A 13,541-nucleotide genomic window follows, 5' to 3' on the forward strand; every position below is an offset into this window, starting at 1 on the left:
TTGAGGGGTATGGACGAGCGTGTGTTGGTCACGGGGGCGTCGGGGTTTGTGGGGCGGGGTTTGGTTAGGGCCTTGCGGGGGCGGGGGGTGTTGGTTACTGCGGTGGATCGGGAGCCGGGGGATTCCTCGTGGGATGGCGGGGTGCATGTGGTGACGGGGGATCTTGCGGAGCAGGAGACGTGTGTTGCGGCGTTCGAGACGCGGCCTACCGCGGTGGTACATCTGGCGGCGTTGACGTCGGTGTTGCGTTCGGTGGATGCGCCGATGCAGACCTTTGCGCAGAACGTGACGATCACGCAGGTGCTGCTGGAGTTGAGTCGCGGTAGTGGCGTGGACCGGTTCGTGCTGGCGTCGACCAATGCGGTCGTGGGGGATGTCGGTACGTCGACCATCACCGCGGATCTTCCGCTGCGGCCGTTGACGCCGTACGGCGCGACGAAGGCGGCGGGTGAGATGTTGCTGTCGGCGTACTCGGGGAGTTACGGGATGGCGACCGCGGCGCTGCGGTTCACCAACGTGTACGGGCCGGGGATGTCGCACAAGGACAGCTTCGTGCCGCGGATGATGCGGGCGGCCTTGAGCGGTGGCGGCGTGCGGGTGTACGGCGACGGGAAGCAGCGGCGGGATCTGGTCTTCATCGACGACGTGGTGAACGGCGTACTGCTCGCGCTCGACAGCAAGTACGACGGGCGCGCGATCATCGGATCCGGGCGGTCGGTGTCGGTGCTCGAGATGATCGACGCGGTGCGTGCAGTGACCGGATGCCCGGTGCCGGCCGAGCACATCGAGGCGCCGGCGGGCGAGATGCCGGCCGTGGTCGTGGACATCACCAACGATCTCGGCTACGAGCCGACGGTTTCGCTGGAAGACGGTCTGGCCCGGACGTGGCAGTACTTCAAAACCCAGTGAGCAAGCTACAAAGAGCAGTGCGGACGCACTGGCTGCTCGCGGTCTTCCTGCTGGCAGGTCTGGTACTGCGTGTTCTCGCGACCGTCGCGTACCGGCCCGCGATCATCTACACCGACTCGGTCCAGTACCTGACCAACATGGGCAAGCTGAGCCCTGACCAGCTCAACCCGATCGGGTACGACTTCGTGCTCGGCCCGCTGGTGGCGATCGGCGGACTGACATTCGTCGTGATCGTGCAGCACCTCGCCGGGCTGCTTCTCGGTGTCGCGATCTACGCGCTGGCGCGCAGGCTCACCGTCTACCGCTGGTTGGCCGCGTTCGCCGCCGCACCGATCCTGCTCGACGCGTACCAGGTGCAGATCGAGCAGAACATCATGGCCGAGACCACGTTCGACGTGATCCTGGTGGCGATCCTCTGGCTCCTCCTCGGCAAGGGTGTGCCGGGCTGGCGGCGCGCGGCCGTCGTCGGCGTACTGGTCGGCGCCGCCTTCACGGTGCGCGCGATCGGATTGGTCCTGCTGATCGCAGTCGTGCTCTACCTGATCGTGGTGGGCAAACAGCGCGTACGCCGTACCGCTGCCGCCGTCGCGGGATTCGGTGTCGTTTTCGCCGCGTACGCCGGCTACTACCATGCGGAAACGGGCCGCTGGGGTTTCACCGGCGCCGAGAACCAGGTCCTGTACGGGCGGACCGCTACGGTCGCCAACTGCGACAAGCTCCCACTCGACGAGGGCACGCGGCTGTTCTGCCCGAAGGAACCGCTGGGCCAACGCCTCGGCGTGGACAGCTACGCCCACAACCACTACGGCGACCCGAACTGGCCCGGTCCGCTTCCACCCGGTACGACGAAGCGTCAACTGGCGACTGAGTTCGCACACCTCGTGATCAAGCACCAGCCGCTGGACGTGACGTGGGCGGCGCTGAAGGACTTCGCGAAGGGTTTCGCGCCCACACGCACCACGTCACCTGACGACGTACCGCTGGACCGCTGGCAGTTCCAGCTGACCTACCCGAACCTCAAAGACCCCAACACCACAGAGGCTGCAGTGAAATGGGGAGGGTCCGAGCCACACGTCTCCCACGCACCTGCGGTCATTCTGCGCGCCTACCAGCTCCACGGCGGCTACACCTCCGGCACAGTGCTCGCACTGTGCGTGCTGATCGCTCTTGCTGCCGTAGCAAGGGCTAAGGAGCTCCGGTCGGCCACGCTGTTCCCCGTAGCGGCCGGTGTGATCCTCCTGCTCGGCTCAGCTGCGTTCGAGTTCTCCTGGCGATACCAACTGCCCGGACTGGCGTTCTTCCCGCTCGCAGGCGCCATAGGTCTCCGGGCACTGCTCGGCAAGGACCAGGCACGACCTGCGATGGCGGGCTTCCCAGACGCCGTGGATTCCGAAGCAGTAAAGGACAAGCCGAGCTTCGCCCCGGTCGTAGTGGTCATCGCCGCGTACAACGAGGCCGGCGGCATCGGCCAGGTGCTCACCGACATGCCGCGTACCTGTGCCGGCCTCCAGGTCGACGTCCTGGTCGTCGTGGACGGCGCGACCGACAACACCGCCGAAATCGCCCGTGAACACGGGGCGTACGTGTGTGTTGCCCAGAGCAACCGAGGTCAGGGCGCGGCGCTCCGGCTCGGGTATCACCTGGCAGCACAAGGCGGAGCGCGGTACGTCGTCACCACGGACGCGGACGGTCAGTACGACAACGACGAGCTGGAGACCCTCCTGGAGCCGATCCTGCTCGACCGGGCCGACTTCGTCACCGGGTCGCGCCGCCTCGGGGCCGAGGACGCGGACAGCCGGCTGCGCTGGGTCGGCGTCCGGGTGTTCGCCGTCCTCGCGTCGATCCTGACGGGCAAGAAGCTGACCGACACCTCGTTCGGGTTCCGCGCGATGCGGGCCGAACTCGCGACAGCGGTGACGTTGCGTGAACCGCAGTACCAGTCGTCGGAGCTGCTGCTCGGTGCGCTCGCGCTCGGCGCCCGCGTGGTCGAGCTGCCGATGACGATGCGCCGCCGTGGCGACGGCAGCAGCAAGAAGGGCCCGGGGATCGTGTACGGCGCGAACTACGGGCGGGTGATGACGACTACGTGGCTACGGGAGTACGTACTTCGACGGGGTCGGAAACCGTCTTGGCGAACACCAGCCGGTCGAAAAGCACGAACTTCACAATGAACAGCACCGCGTACGTCGCGAGGTACGACCCGGTCACCAGCACCGTCTGCCACGCGTGGGACTCGAGCGGCTGGACCAGGTGATCGGTCACCGACGTGACCACCGCGGCCATGACCGCCGACCCGACCACGATGATTGTGTACGGCAACTTCTGCCCGCTGCGGCCCCACGTCCACCGACGGTTGAGCACGTAGTTCGGCACCGCGCCGGAGACCCAGGCGACCAGGCTCGCGACGATCGCTGCCGTGCCGAACCAGTAGCACAGAGCGAACGCCAGCTGGCTGACCACGGTGGCGATCACGGACGACGCAGAGTACTTCGCCCACAGCAACAATCGGCTGCGGGAGAGATAGGCCTTGGTGAGTACGCGCATCCCGGCCTATTCTGCACCTCCACACCAGCCAGCGGCAGTGCGCCGGAAATTCTCAGCCGATTACCAGCGAATAGGTGGCTCTGATCACGTTACTGGAGTGGGTACTCGGGATAGGAAGGGTGGTGACGACGTTTCCCGACGGAAGGCGGCCGAACCGTGCGCGTACTCGTCCTGGGCGGTGACGGCTACCTAGGGTGGCCGACTGCACTGCACCTGTCCGACCGTGGCCATGACACGGCCGTGCTCGACAACATGGCCCGGCGTGGTTACGACCGCGAGCTGGGCGTCCAGAGTCTGGTCCCGATCGAAGATCTCGAAAGCCGGGTCGCGGCCTGGGAAGAGGTCTCCGGCCGACGGATCCCGGCGTACGTCGGTGATCTGCTCGACGCCGACTTCGTCTACCGGGTCGTGCGGGAGTTCGCGCCGGACGCGATCGTGCATTTCGCCGAGCAGCGCGCCGCGCCGTACTCGATGATCGACCGCGAACACGCTGTCTACACCCAGCACAACAACGTGGTCGGCACGCTGAACCTGATGTACGCCATCGCCGAGACCAACCCGGACATCCACCTGGTGAAGCTCGGCACGATGGGTGAGTACGGGACGCCGAACATCGACATCGAGGAAGGCTGGCTGGAGGTCGAGCACAACGGCCGTAAGGACCGGATGCTCTACCCGAAGAAGCCGGGCTCGTTCTACCACCTGAGCAAGGTGCACGACTCGCACAACCTCGAGTTCGGCTGCCGGATCTGGGGGATGCGCGTCACCGACCTCAACCAGGGCGTGGTGTACGGGCAGCAGACCGTCCAGACCGTGCGGGACGCGCGGCTGGCGACGCGGTTCGACTACGACGCCGTGTTCGGCACGGTACTCAACCGGTTCGTCATCCAGGCAGTACTCGGTGAGCCGCTGACCGTCTACGGCAGCGGCGGGCAGACCCGCGGGTTCCTGGACATCCGGGACACCGTCGAGTGCATCCGGCTCGCGGTCGAGAATCCGGCGGACGCGGGCGAGTTCCGCGTGTTCAACCAGATGACCGAGAGCTACTCGGTGTCGCAGCTCGCCGACCTGGTCGCGGAGTGTTTCCCCGGGCCGGTGCAGGTCGAGCACCTGGAGAACCCGCGCGTCGAGCAGGCCGAGCACTACTACAACGTGAAGCACACCGGGCTGGTCGGCCTGGGCCTGCAGCCGCACCTGCTGTCGGACACGCTGATCGAGTCGATGTTCGACATCGTGTCGGCCAACAAGGACCGCGTCGACCCGGCCGCTCTGCTACCGACCGTCCGCTGGACGGGTCACCTCAATCGGTGAAGAAGCAGAAGATGTGACCGACGGGGTCGGCGTACACCCGGACGTCGGGCTGTGGCTGGAACTCCATCAGCCGCGCCCCGGCGTCCATCGCCCGCCGGTGCGCCGACTCCAGGTCGTCGACTTGGATGTCCAGGTGTAGCTGCATCTGCTGGACGCCGGTCTGACTCGGCCACGTGGGCGGCTGATAGTTCGGCTCCAGCTGGAACGACAGGCCGGTCGTGCCGTCGGGATCGGTCGCCGTGACCCACGTGTCGTCGTGAGCGTTCAGCTCCCAGCCGAGCGCGCGGCTGTAGAACTCACCGAGCGCTCGCGGGTCGGGCGCGTCCAGTACGACGCCTTTCAACGCGTATTTATGGCTCATCTCCAGAACGTTAGCGCTGCCCGCCGACAAGAAGCGTCGGGAGCACGGCGAGGAAGCGGTCCCGGCGGCCGCGGCCGGCCTGTTCCCTGAGCCAGCCGGCGGCATCTTCTCGAGTGATCAAGGCCTTGTCGACGGCGGCTTCAGCGGCGCTCTTGAGCTGTGGAGCCATCTGTTCGTAGTCGGTGACGACTTCGGTGTGTACGGCGACCTCGACCTCGGTGAAGCCGGTGTCGAGGAGGACGTCGCGCAAGGTGCGGGTCGCGCGCGGGGAGACCGTGCGGGACTCGAGGCCGAGGCGGATCACGTCGGTCAGGTCCTGGTCGGAGCTGTCGATCAGGACGAAGCCGTAGTCCTGCCCGCCGAGCACGATCCGCCCACCGGGACGTAGTACCCGATAGGCCTCGGCCACCGTCGGAGCGGAATCCTCGAGCAGATGGAACAGCCGTAACGCGCGGTAGCCGTCCATCGACTCGTCCTCGAGCGGCAGCTCGTCGGAATGTGCCACGTGAAACATCGCCCCGGGCGCCCGCTCCCGAGCCGCCTCGATCGCGTCGGGATCCGCGTCGACCCCGGTCACCTTCAGGCCCTTCTTCGCCAGCTCGGCCACCGCATGACCCGCCCGGCACGCGACATCGACGCAGGTCGCGCCACGTTTCAGCCCCAGCATCCGGTACGACGCCGCACGCAACTCCGCCGCCCCGGGCCGCTCCTCCATCCGCTCCAGAAAACTCATACGGTCCACGCTGCAACTTCAGGTGGACCTGAAGTCAATCCATCGACACCTTGTCGAACGTGGTCGTGGTGTAGCGGACGTCGAGGGCGACCTCGTCGCCTACTGCGGGCGGGGCGACCGACGACGGGAGGAACAGCATGCTGGCCTGCATGTGCGGTGGTTCGGCGAACCAGCGCTGCTTGCCTTCGATGGTGAACGGTGACAGCGCCATGCCGGCCGCGTCGAGGCTGCCCTTGGCCATCGCGATCGCGCGTTGCCGGACGCTCGCCGCCGCGGTCGGTGCCTCCAGGCCGACGCCGTGCGCCGTACCGCCGGAGACGATCAGGATGTGCCCGTCGCCGCTGACCCGGCGCTGCCGGTAGCCGACGCGCTCGCCGCGGCGGACCGAGTGCACGTCGAGGACGGTCGCCCGGACCGACAGCGCGCCGCGGTCGCCGAGCCACAGCCCGGTGCCCATGCGGAGCTTCACGTCCGGACCGATGTCGGCCAGCTTCTGCGCCGGTACGTGCGACACCCACAGCGGGCCCTTGCGGACGTCGAGCGCCGCCTTCGCCAGTTGCTGAGCCTCGCGGAGGTTGGCCGACGTACCGCCGGCGCCCATCGGGAAGTGCAGCGACCAGCCCTCGAACCGGATCCGGTCGAGCGCGTTCAGCAGCATCGTGTGCCGCAGTTCGCGGGCGCCGATGCCGTGCCGGCGCATCGAAGTCATCACCTCGATCAGCACCCGGCTGCCGGCCGGGATCGAGACCAGGTCGGCCAGCCGGCTGACCGTGTGGATCACGTTCTTGCTCTGCGGCACCTCGAGGAACGGCCGCCACGGCGACAGCACCACGACGTCCTCGCGTGGATCCGCGGGAACCTCGAAGTACGTGCCGACCGCGACCGTCCGGGCGCCGAGCGCGCGGGCTTCTGCGAACAGCCGGTGGTTGCCGAACCCGTACCCGTTGCCCTTGGCGACCGGGACGATGTCGGGGTTCCACGTGGAACGCAGGTGATCACGCCATCGATCGGAATCGACGTGCAGGACTAGGGGCATGGTGTCAACGCCGTCTCATGTAGAGGTCGAATGCGGTGTACAGCGCCTTGTTCAACGGCAGATCCCACTCACCGACGTACTCGACGGCCTCGCCGCCGGTCCCGGTCTTGAACTGGATCAGCCCGACATGCGGGTCGTTCGGGTCCAAGGTGTCGGTGATGCCCCGTAGGTCGTACACGGACGCACCCGCCGCGAGCGCGTCCGACATCATGCGCCACTGGATCGCGTTCGATCCGCGCACGTCTCGTTTGGCGGTCGAGCTGGCACCGTAGGAGTACCAGGAATGACCGCCGACCCGGACCCAGATCGTCGACGCGACCAGGTCGCCCTCGTGATGGGCGTTGTAGATCCGGAAGTCACAGCAATCGGCCGGCTGGTTGGCCATCGCGGCGTACATCTTCTCGAAGTACGGCAGCGGCCGCGGCGTGAAGTGGTCGCGCTCGGCGGTCTCGACGTACAGCTGATGGAACGCCTTGATGTCCTCGGTCCCGCCCTGCGTCACCTCGACGCCGACCTTGTCGGCCTTCTTGATGTTGCGCCGCCAGAGCTGGTTCATGCCCTTGAGCAGGTCGTCCGGGGTGCGGCCGGCCAGCGGCACCTGGAAGACGTACTGAGGTTGCCCGGCCGCGAAACCTTCCGCGATCCGGGGCGCCTTCCACCCCAGCTTGCGGAGCTTCTCGGCGACAGTGGCGCCGGACGGCTCGATCACGTCCGGGCGGACGTCGCCGAGGCGCGGCTGCTGACCGCCGGCGATCGCGTCCTTGATCGTCTGCGCGGTCCAGCGCCGGGTCGCCACCGGCGGACCCATCCGGATGCCGAACGCGCCGCGCTCCTGCAGATGCGCGGCCAGCGGACGAAGGTAGCTGCCGAGGTCGATCGCGTCCCAGTCGATCACCGGGCCTTCCGGCAGGTAGGCCAGGTACCGCTTCACCTTCGGCATCTGCCGGTACAGCACCAGGCCGACGCCGACGAGGTTGCCGGGGTTTCCCGATTCGTACCAGCCGAGTGACTCCGCCTTCCACTCGCTCTTCACCGCAGCCCAGCCCGGGGTCTGCAGGAAGCTCGCCGACGGCTGCGCCGCGATGTAGGCGGCGTGCTCGTCCGCGGAGATGGTCCGAATGCTCAAGTCACTCACGGTGGGTCAGGTTACCGGCCCAGCCACGTGATCCGTAGCTGAGCCGGTTTCTGATCAAACCTGTGCGAGCAGCTTCTCCGACAGGTCCCACAACCGAGTGGCCGACTCCGGATCGAGCGCGTACTCCGCGACGCCGTGCATCGGATCGCCTTCCGTCAACGGCAGTGCCTCGTTGTTGTCCTCGAAATAGCGGCCGGTGACGCCGTCGACGAGCGGCGAGGCGGCCAGCAGGACCGACGTCGACGCGCCCTGCTCGACGGTCTTCCACAAGAAGCGGTCCCACTCCTTCTGCACGTCCTCAGACACGTGCCGCTGCAACGCGGTCCGGATCCCGCCCGGCATCAAGGCGTTGGCGACGATGCCGTCACTCGCCCAGCGCTTGGCCGCCTCGACGGCGAACAGGATGTTGGCCGTCTTGGACTGCCCGTACGACGCCCACTCGTCGTACGGCCTGTTCTCGAAGTGGATGTCCTCGAACACGACGTCCGAGGAGTGATGCGCGCTGGAGCTGACGGACACGATCCTCGCGGAGCCGGCCTCCGCGAGCGCGCTGTGCAGGCCGAGCGCGAGGCCGAAGTGGCCGAGGTGGTTGGTCGCGAACTGGTGCTCCCAGCCTTCCGGCGTCCGGTTCAGCGGCTCGGCCATCACGCCGGCGTTGTTCACCAGGATGTGCAACGGGCCGGCCCAGGTGGCGGCGAAGGCGCGCACCGAGGCGCGGTCGGCGAGTTCGATCGGCGCGACGAAGACGTGGTTGTTGCCGGTGCTCTCGATGATCTGGGCGGCGACGCGTTCGCCGGCCGCGGTGTTCCGGACGGCGAGGGTGACCTCGGCGCCGGCCGTGGCCAGGGCACGAGCGGTCTCGACGCCGATGCCGGACGCGCCGCCGGTGACGACGGCCCGGCGACCTGTCAGGTCGACGCCGGCGATGACCTCGGCCGCGGTGGAGTCATGCGTGAAAGGAGTGGTGATCCTGCTCATCAGGTCATTCCTGTTCTACGAGCTACGCTTTAACCGGAGGAGCCTCCGGTAAATCCAGTTAAGCGGAGATGCCTCCGGTTATCAAGTCCGCTAGGTTGTGAGGCCACGGAGGGAGGGGGAGATGGGTACCAGCGAGCGCCCGTTGCGTGCGGACGCCCAGCGCAATCGGGACCAGATCGTCGCCGCTGCGGGGCGCGCGTTCTCGAAGTGCGGGCTGGAGGCGACGCTGGAAGGGATCGCGAAGGACGCCGGGGTCGGCATCGGCACCCTCTACCGGCACTTCCCGACCCGCGAGCTGCTGATCGAGGCGGCGTACCGGAATGAGCTCGCCGCGGTCTGCGACGCATCCGTGGAACTGCTGAAGCAGCTGCCACCGGACCAAGCGCTGCGGGCGTGGATGGACCGATTCATCGACTACATGGCGCGCAAACGCGGCATGGCCGACGCGCTGCGAGCAGTCTTCGCTTCCGGCGCGAACCCGTACGCACAGAGCCTCGAGCTCCTCGTCGGTGCGGTGCAGCCACTACTCGACGCGGGCGCTGCGGCGGGTCAGATCCGGTCGGACATCTCGGCCGGGGACCTGCTGGTCAGCATCGGTGGCGTCGGCGGTGCCGCGGCCGACGACCGTGACCAAGCGGGCCGCTTGCTCGACCTGCTGATGGACGGCCTCCGGTACCGCGCATGAAGGTTGCCTTGGTGACCGGATCCGCGTCAGGCATCGGAGCCGCGACCGTACGGCGGTTGGCCGCGGACGGGATGACCGTCGCGGTGCACTCGCGATCCAGCCGGTCCACCGGAGAAGCCTTGGCCGCGGAGTTGGGCGGGTCGTACCACCAGGCAGATCTGTCCGACGACGCTGCTGCTCAGGCGCTGGTGCCTGAGGTGCTGGCCGAGCACGGGCGCCTCGACGTACTCGTGAACAACGCGGGCATCAGCTGGCCGGTCCCGCACGCGGACCTCGACGGGCTGACCGCGTCCGACTGGCGGCAGCTGCTCGACGTCAACCTGATCGCACCCTGGCTGCTGTGTACGGCGGCCCTCCCGACGCTCCGCGAGTACGGCGGATGCATAGTCAACGTGACGAGCCACGCTGGCGTCCGCCCCAAGGGCAGCTCGATCGCGTACGCCGCCTCGAAGGCCGCGCTCAATCACGTGACGAAACTGCTGGCTGCCGCGCTCGGACCCGACGTACGGGTCAACGCGGTCGCACCCGGACTCGTCGACACGCCGCTCACCGAGTCGTGGACCGAGGCCCAGGACCTGTGGAAAACCTCGAGCCCGATGCGTCGCGCCGCCCGGCCCGCGGATGTCGCCGACCTGATCTCGGCAGTTGTCCACAACGCTTACCTGACTGGTGAAGTGATCATGTTCGACGGCGGCATGAATTTGTGTCGGTGACGGCTTCTACGATCGCGGGATGTCTTTGGGTCGGGACTTCCGTCGGTTGTGGGTCGCGTTCACAGTCAGTGCCCTCGGATCGGCGGTAGGGCTCGGCGCGCTGCCGTTGGTCGCCGTACTCGCCCTGGACTCCAGCACCTTCCAGGTCTCGATGCTCGCCGCGTTGTCGGCGGTGGCCGGCGCCGCACTCGCGTTGCCGATGGGCGACTTCATCGAACAGCGGCGAAAGCGACCGGTGATGATCGCGTCCGATCTCGTGCGGTTCGCGGCCCTGGTCTCGGTGCCGGTGTCCGCGGCGTTCGGCGTACTGACTTATGCACACCTGTGTGTCGCGGGTGTGCTTCAAGCGGCCGGAACGATCGCGTTCCAGTCGGCGAGCGGCGCGCATCTGAAGGCGCTCGTGCCGGCCGAGGGACGGGCGGAGGCGAACAGCCGGTTCGAGCAGACGAACTGGGTCTCGCTGAGCATCGGTCCGGCGGTCGGGGGTGTGCTGGTCAGTTTGGTCGGTGCGACCGTCACGCTGGCGGTCGATGCGGTCTCGTTCCTCGGTTCGGCGCTCGGTATCCGACGGATCCAGCAGCCTGAGCCGGAGCCGGTGAAGCGGGAGGGCAAGCGCGACATCACGGCAGGGTGGCGGTACATCCTGCGCCACCGCGGGCTGCGCATCCTGTTCTGGAACTCGCAGTTGTTCGGCGGACCGGTGATGATGACCTCGCCCTTGCTGACGGTCTTCATGTTGCGCGACCTCGGGCTGTCCGCGTGGAGCTACGGCGTCATGCTCGGTGTCTCCTGCATCGGCGGGGTCATCGGCGCGCGGATGGCGCCGCGGCTCACCCGGCGATACGGGCTGCAGTGGATGCTGCTGGTGTTCGGCGTACTGCGGGCGCCGTGGCTGCTCCTCTTCCCGCTGGCGCCGCACGGGTGGGGCGGGTTCGTGCTGCTCACTGTGGCGGAGACGGCGCTGCTGGTGGGAGCCGGCGCGTTCAACCCGTCGTTCGCGACGTACCGCATGGAGGTGACCGAGGACGGGTTCATGGCCCGGGTCGTGGGGTCGTGGTCGATCAGCTCGCGGTGCGTGCAGCCTGCGTTCATGGCGCTCGGCGGCGTGCTCGCGACGGTGGTCGGGATGCGCGGTGCCCTGTGGGTCGCGGGCATCTGCTGCACGCTGAGCGCCGTACTGCTGCCTTGGCGCGCAGGGCGGAGCCGTCAGACACCGCCTAAACCAGCTGCATTGCCTGAGCCAGCCTGACGATGGAGCCCACCTCTTCGGGCTGCCCGTCCAGGTACGCGGCCGCTTCGTGCGGCGGCAGCACCAGTACGTCGGTGACCTGTTCGCCGTCCTCGGGGTTCGTCGGCTCCTGCTCGATGACGACGTCCGCGACGTAGTTCGCCCAGTACGAGACCGGGTGCGGGAGGTGCGGACGGTACGGTCCGGGGCGACGGTGATCAGCTCGATGGGCGCCCAGCCAGGTGAGCGGACCGGTCAGCCGTGCGCCGGCCTCCTCGAGCAGCTCGCGGTGGACGAGCTCCTCGATCGTCTCGCCCGGTTCGCGGGTCCCGCCGGGCAGGAAGCGCCAGCCCAGATCGTTGGTGCAGACAACGATTCCGCCGGTGGTGCGGCCGACGACGTGGACGTTGCTGATCAGCTCGTCCGGCGGCTGCTCGACGGTGTACCGGACGTCGAGGTCGCCCCACTCCCAGTAGCCCGGTGCGAACAGGTCGGGGAACCGCTCCGCCCAGGTCTGCATAACCTCATTCTGCGCTACCGTCGCTGCCATGGTGCAGCCAGACCCTGACCCCAAGCCCACCGCGGCCGCCGACTCCGAGCCGGTCGCCGAGGAGGCTGTGGACGAGAAGGCTGTGGACGGTAAGGCTGTGGACGAGGAGGCCGTGGACGAGGAGGCCGTGGACGAGGAGGCCGTGGACGAGGAGGAGGCCGAGCCGAAGCCGGATCCCGAGAAGGCCCGGAGCACGGTCGACCGCCTGATGTGGACCAGCGCCTGGCTGACCGTCATGGTCGGTGTGTTCCTGCTGTCCGGCATGCTCCAGGCCGAGGGCGGTTACAACGTTCTCGGCTGGCTCGGCGCGGTAGTGGCGATCCTGGGGCTGCTCGCCCTCATCGCCGCGTACGCCGCCTGCGCGCTGAACCGCATCACGCTGCGAACCAAGGTCCTCGGCTCCGCCGACCTGTTCCAGGCCAGCACCCTCGTCGTCGCGATCGTCGTCATCTGCGGCCTGCTCGTGCCGTCCAACAACACCGCCGCGCTCGCGATCCTGCTCCCCTGGGCCGTGACCTACTGGTTGCACGGCCTGACGAAGGCCCCGACTACGTGAGGTGCGCCCGCAGGTAGTCGAGGTCGGCCTTCTGGCCGTTGTCGGCGTTCGGGGTCTCGACGACGACCGGGGCGCCGGCGGCCTGCACGACCGCGACGATGTCGGCCGGGTCGATGTGCCCGTCCTCGAAGTTGCTGTGCCGGTCCGCGCCGGAGCCGAACTCGTCCCGGGAGCCGTTCGCATGCACCAGGTCGATCCGCCCGGTGATCGCCAGCACCCGCTCGACGATCGACGGCAGCTCCTCGCCGGCCGCGTGGAAGTGGCACGTGTCCAGGCAGAACCCGACGTTCTCCAGCCGGTCGTTGCCCGACGCCTGCACCGCCTCCCAGAGCCGTGCGATCCGGTCCAGCTGCCGGGCCATCGCGTTCTCACCGCCGGCCGTGTTCTCGATCAGCAGCGGCACCGGCAGCTCGGCGCGCTCGATGCACTTGCGCCAGTTGTCGAACCCGGCCTCCGGATCGTCCTCGTCGCCGACGTGCCCACCGTGCACGATCACGCCCTTGACGTCGATCTCCGCCGCCTTGTCCAGCGTCTGCTGCAACAGCTTGCGGCTCGGGATCCGGATCCGGTTGTTCGTGTTCGCAACATTCAGCCGGTACGGCGCATGCACGTAGAGGTCGACGCCCGCGGCGGCGGCCCGCTCCTTCAGCGCCTCCTCGCCGTCCGCGTACGCGAGCTTGGGCGCCTTGTAGTCCTGCGGATTCCCCAGGAAGAACTGCACCAGGTCGGCCCCCCGATCGGCCGCCTCGGCCAGCGGGTCCTCCTGGTCCACGTGCGCACCAAGCTTCACAGTCATACCCAC

The 13,541-nt window shown here is 68.0% G+C and carries 15 protein-coding genes; 7 read left to right on the forward strand and 8 right to left on the reverse strand.

Annotated features, from left to right (window positions below; translation table 11 throughout):
- Positions 1 to 9 precede the first annotated feature (9 nt).
- Both EV647_RS37095 and EV647_RS37100 read left to right on the forward strand, forming a co-directional pair.
- Positions 10 to 909, forward strand: a complete 900-nt coding sequence (locus tag EV647_RS37095; protein ID WP_166680522.1) for an NAD(P)-dependent oxidoreductase — start codon at positions 10 to 12, stop codon at positions 907 to 909.
- Positions 910 to 926: 17 nt separating this feature from the next.
- The gene (locus tag EV647_RS37100; protein WP_238177586.1) at positions 927 to 3,080 is read left to right on the forward strand and encodes a glycosyltransferase; all 2,154 of its coding nucleotides are present in this window, start codon (positions 927 to 929) and stop codon (positions 3,078 to 3,080) included.
- Here the strand turns inward: EV647_RS37100 and EV647_RS37105 are convergent.
- Positions 2,992 to 3,453 (reverse strand): GtrA family protein, encoded by a 462-nt coding sequence (locus EV647_RS37105; protein WP_134011564.1) that lies wholly within the window; start codon positions 3,451 to 3,453, stop codon positions 2,992 to 2,994. The genes EV647_RS37100 and EV647_RS37105 overlap by 89 nt on opposite strands.
- Positions 3,454 to 3,609: 156 nt before the next feature.
- On the opposite strand from EV647_RS37105, the gene EV647_RS37110 reads away from it, so the two are divergent.
- A complete protein-coding gene (locus tag EV647_RS37110; RefSeq protein ID WP_134011566.1) occupies positions 3,610 to 4,764 on the forward strand; it encodes an NAD-dependent epimerase/dehydratase family protein in 1,155 nt (384 codons plus the stop codon).
- Here the strand turns inward: EV647_RS37110 and EV647_RS37115 are convergent.
- Genes EV647_RS37115 through EV647_RS37135 form a run of 5 tightly spaced genes read right to left on the reverse strand, consistent with a single transcriptional unit; the run spans position 4,754 to position 9,007 of the window.
- Complete coding sequence (locus EV647_RS37115; RefSeq protein WP_134011568.1) at positions 4,754 to 5,125, reverse strand: VOC family protein; 372 nt, start codon at positions 5,123 to 5,125, stop codon at positions 4,754 to 4,756. The two genes, EV647_RS37110 and EV647_RS37115, sit on opposite strands and share 11 nt — an antisense overlap.
- A 10-nt stretch (positions 5,126 to 5,135) precedes the next feature.
- Positions 5,136 to 5,858 carry a methyltransferase domain-containing protein gene (locus EV647_RS37120; RefSeq protein WP_238177587.1) on the reverse strand — a complete coding sequence of 241 codons (723 nt, stop codon included), beginning with the start codon at positions 5,856 to 5,858 and terminating at the stop codon, positions 5,136 to 5,138.
- Positions 5,859 to 5,892: 34 nt separating this feature from the next.
- Positions 5,893 to 6,894 carry an alanine racemase gene (locus EV647_RS37125; protein WP_134011572.1) on the reverse strand — a complete coding sequence of 334 codons (1,002 nt, stop codon included), beginning with the start codon at positions 6,892 to 6,894 and terminating at the stop codon, positions 5,893 to 5,895.
- Positions 6,895 to 6,898: 4 nt separating this feature from the next.
- Positions 6,899 to 8,029, reverse strand: coding sequence for a peptidoglycan bridge formation glycyltransferase FemA/FemB family protein (locus tag EV647_RS37130; protein WP_134011574.1), 1,131 nt, complete (start codon positions 8,027 to 8,029; stop codon positions 6,899 to 6,901).
- Between the two features lie 54 nt (positions 8,030 to 8,083).
- Entirely contained in the window at positions 8,084 to 9,007 is a 924-nt protein-coding gene (locus EV647_RS37135; protein WP_202871020.1) for an SDR family NAD(P)-dependent oxidoreductase, read from the reverse strand.
- Positions 9,008 to 9,128: 121 nt separating this feature from the next.
- Between EV647_RS37135 and EV647_RS37140 the strand changes: the two genes are divergently transcribed.
- Genes EV647_RS37140 through EV647_RS37150 form a run of 3 tightly spaced genes read left to right on the forward strand, consistent with a single transcriptional unit; the run spans position 9,129 to position 11,654 of the window.
- Positions 9,129 to 9,692: a TetR/AcrR family transcriptional regulator gene (locus EV647_RS37140; RefSeq protein WP_134011578.1), complete on the forward strand. Its 564-nt coding sequence runs from the start codon at positions 9,129 to 9,131 to the stop codon at positions 9,690 to 9,692.
- The gene (locus EV647_RS37145) at positions 9,689 to 10,405 is read left to right on the forward strand and encodes an SDR family NAD(P)-dependent oxidoreductase (RefSeq protein WP_134011580.1); all 717 of its coding nucleotides are present in this window, start codon (positions 9,689 to 9,691) and stop codon (positions 10,403 to 10,405) included. The genes EV647_RS37140 and EV647_RS37145 overlap by 4 nt, the downstream gene beginning before the upstream one ends.
- A gap of 19 nt (positions 10,406 to 10,424) precedes the next feature.
- Positions 10,425 to 11,654, forward strand: coding sequence for an MFS transporter (locus tag EV647_RS37150; RefSeq protein ID WP_134011582.1), 1,230 nt, complete (start codon positions 10,425 to 10,427; stop codon positions 11,652 to 11,654).
- On the opposite strand, the gene EV647_RS37155 is transcribed toward EV647_RS37150, so the two are convergent.
- The gene (locus EV647_RS37155; protein WP_134011584.1) at positions 11,623 to 12,153 is read right to left on the reverse strand and encodes an NUDIX domain-containing protein; all 531 of its coding nucleotides are present in this window, start codon (positions 12,151 to 12,153) and stop codon (positions 11,623 to 11,625) included. The two genes, EV647_RS37150 and EV647_RS37155, sit on opposite strands and share 32 nt — an antisense overlap.
- Positions 12,154 to 12,181: 28 nt before the next feature.
- Here EV647_RS37155 and EV647_RS37160 point away from each other — a divergent pair, with 28 nt between their 5' ends.
- Positions 12,182 to 12,739, forward strand: coding sequence for a hypothetical protein (locus EV647_RS37160; RefSeq protein WP_134011586.1), 558 nt, complete (start codon positions 12,182 to 12,184; stop codon positions 12,737 to 12,739).
- Here EV647_RS37160 and EV647_RS37165 read toward each other — a convergent pair.
- Positions 12,732 to 13,535 carry a deoxyribonuclease IV gene (locus tag EV647_RS37165; RefSeq protein ID WP_133783994.1) on the reverse strand — a complete coding sequence of 268 codons (804 nt, stop codon included), beginning with the start codon at positions 13,533 to 13,535 and terminating at the stop codon, positions 12,732 to 12,734. The two genes, EV647_RS37160 and EV647_RS37165, sit on opposite strands and share 8 nt — an antisense overlap.
- Positions 13,536 to 13,541 lie beyond the last annotated feature (6 nt).

It is taken from the genome of Kribbella sp. VKM Ac-2566 (assembly GCF_004366005.1).
GTDB lineage: Bacteria > Actinomycetota > Actinomycetes > Propionibacteriales > Kribbellaceae > Kribbella > Kribbella pratensis.

Bases quoted from the DNA above. Each gene is read 5' to 3' on its own strand.
- EV647_RS37135 (WP_202871020.1), bottom strand. From the start codon at position 9,007: ATGAGCAGGATCACCACTCCTTTCACGCATGACTCCACCGCGGCCGAG.
- EV647_RS37160 (WP_134011586.1), top strand. From the start codon at position 12,182: ATGGTGCAGCCAGACCCTGACCCCAAGCCCACCGCGGCCGCCGACTCC.
- EV647_RS37165 (WP_133783994.1), bottom strand. From the start codon at position 13,535: ATGACTGTGAAGCTTGGTGCGCACGTGGACCAGGAGGACCCGCTGGCC.
- EV647_RS37105 (WP_134011564.1), bottom strand. From the start codon at position 3,453: ATGCGCGTACTCACCAAGGCCTATCTCTCCCGCAGCCGATTGTTGCTG.
- EV647_RS37145 (WP_134011580.1), top strand. From the start codon at position 9,689: ATGAAGGTTGCCTTGGTGACCGGATCCGCGTCAGGCATCGGAGCCGCG.
- EV647_RS37150 (WP_134011582.1), top strand. From the start codon at position 10,425: ATGTCTTTGGGTCGGGACTTCCGTCGGTTGTGGGTCGCGTTCACAGTC.
- EV647_RS37140 (WP_134011578.1), top strand. From the start codon at position 9,129: ATGGGTACCAGCGAGCGCCCGTTGCGTGCGGACGCCCAGCGCAATCGG.
- EV647_RS37115 (WP_134011568.1), bottom strand. From the start codon at position 5,125: ATGAGCCATAAATACGCGTTGAAAGGCGTCGTACTGGACGCGCCCGAC.
- EV647_RS37095 (WP_166680522.1), top strand. From the start codon at position 10: ATGGACGAGCGTGTGTTGGTCACGGGGGCGTCGGGGTTTGTGGGGCGG.
- EV647_RS37120 (WP_238177587.1), bottom strand. From the start codon at position 5,858: ATGAGTTTTCTGGAGCGGATGGAGGAGCGGCCCGGGGCGGCGGAGTTG.
- EV647_RS37125 (WP_134011572.1), bottom strand. From the start codon at position 6,894: ATGCCCCTAGTCCTGCACGTCGATTCCGATCGATGGCGTGATCACCTG.
- EV647_RS37155 (WP_134011584.1), bottom strand. From the start codon at position 12,153: ATGCAGACCTGGGCGGAGCGGTTCCCCGACCTGTTCGCACCGGGCTAC.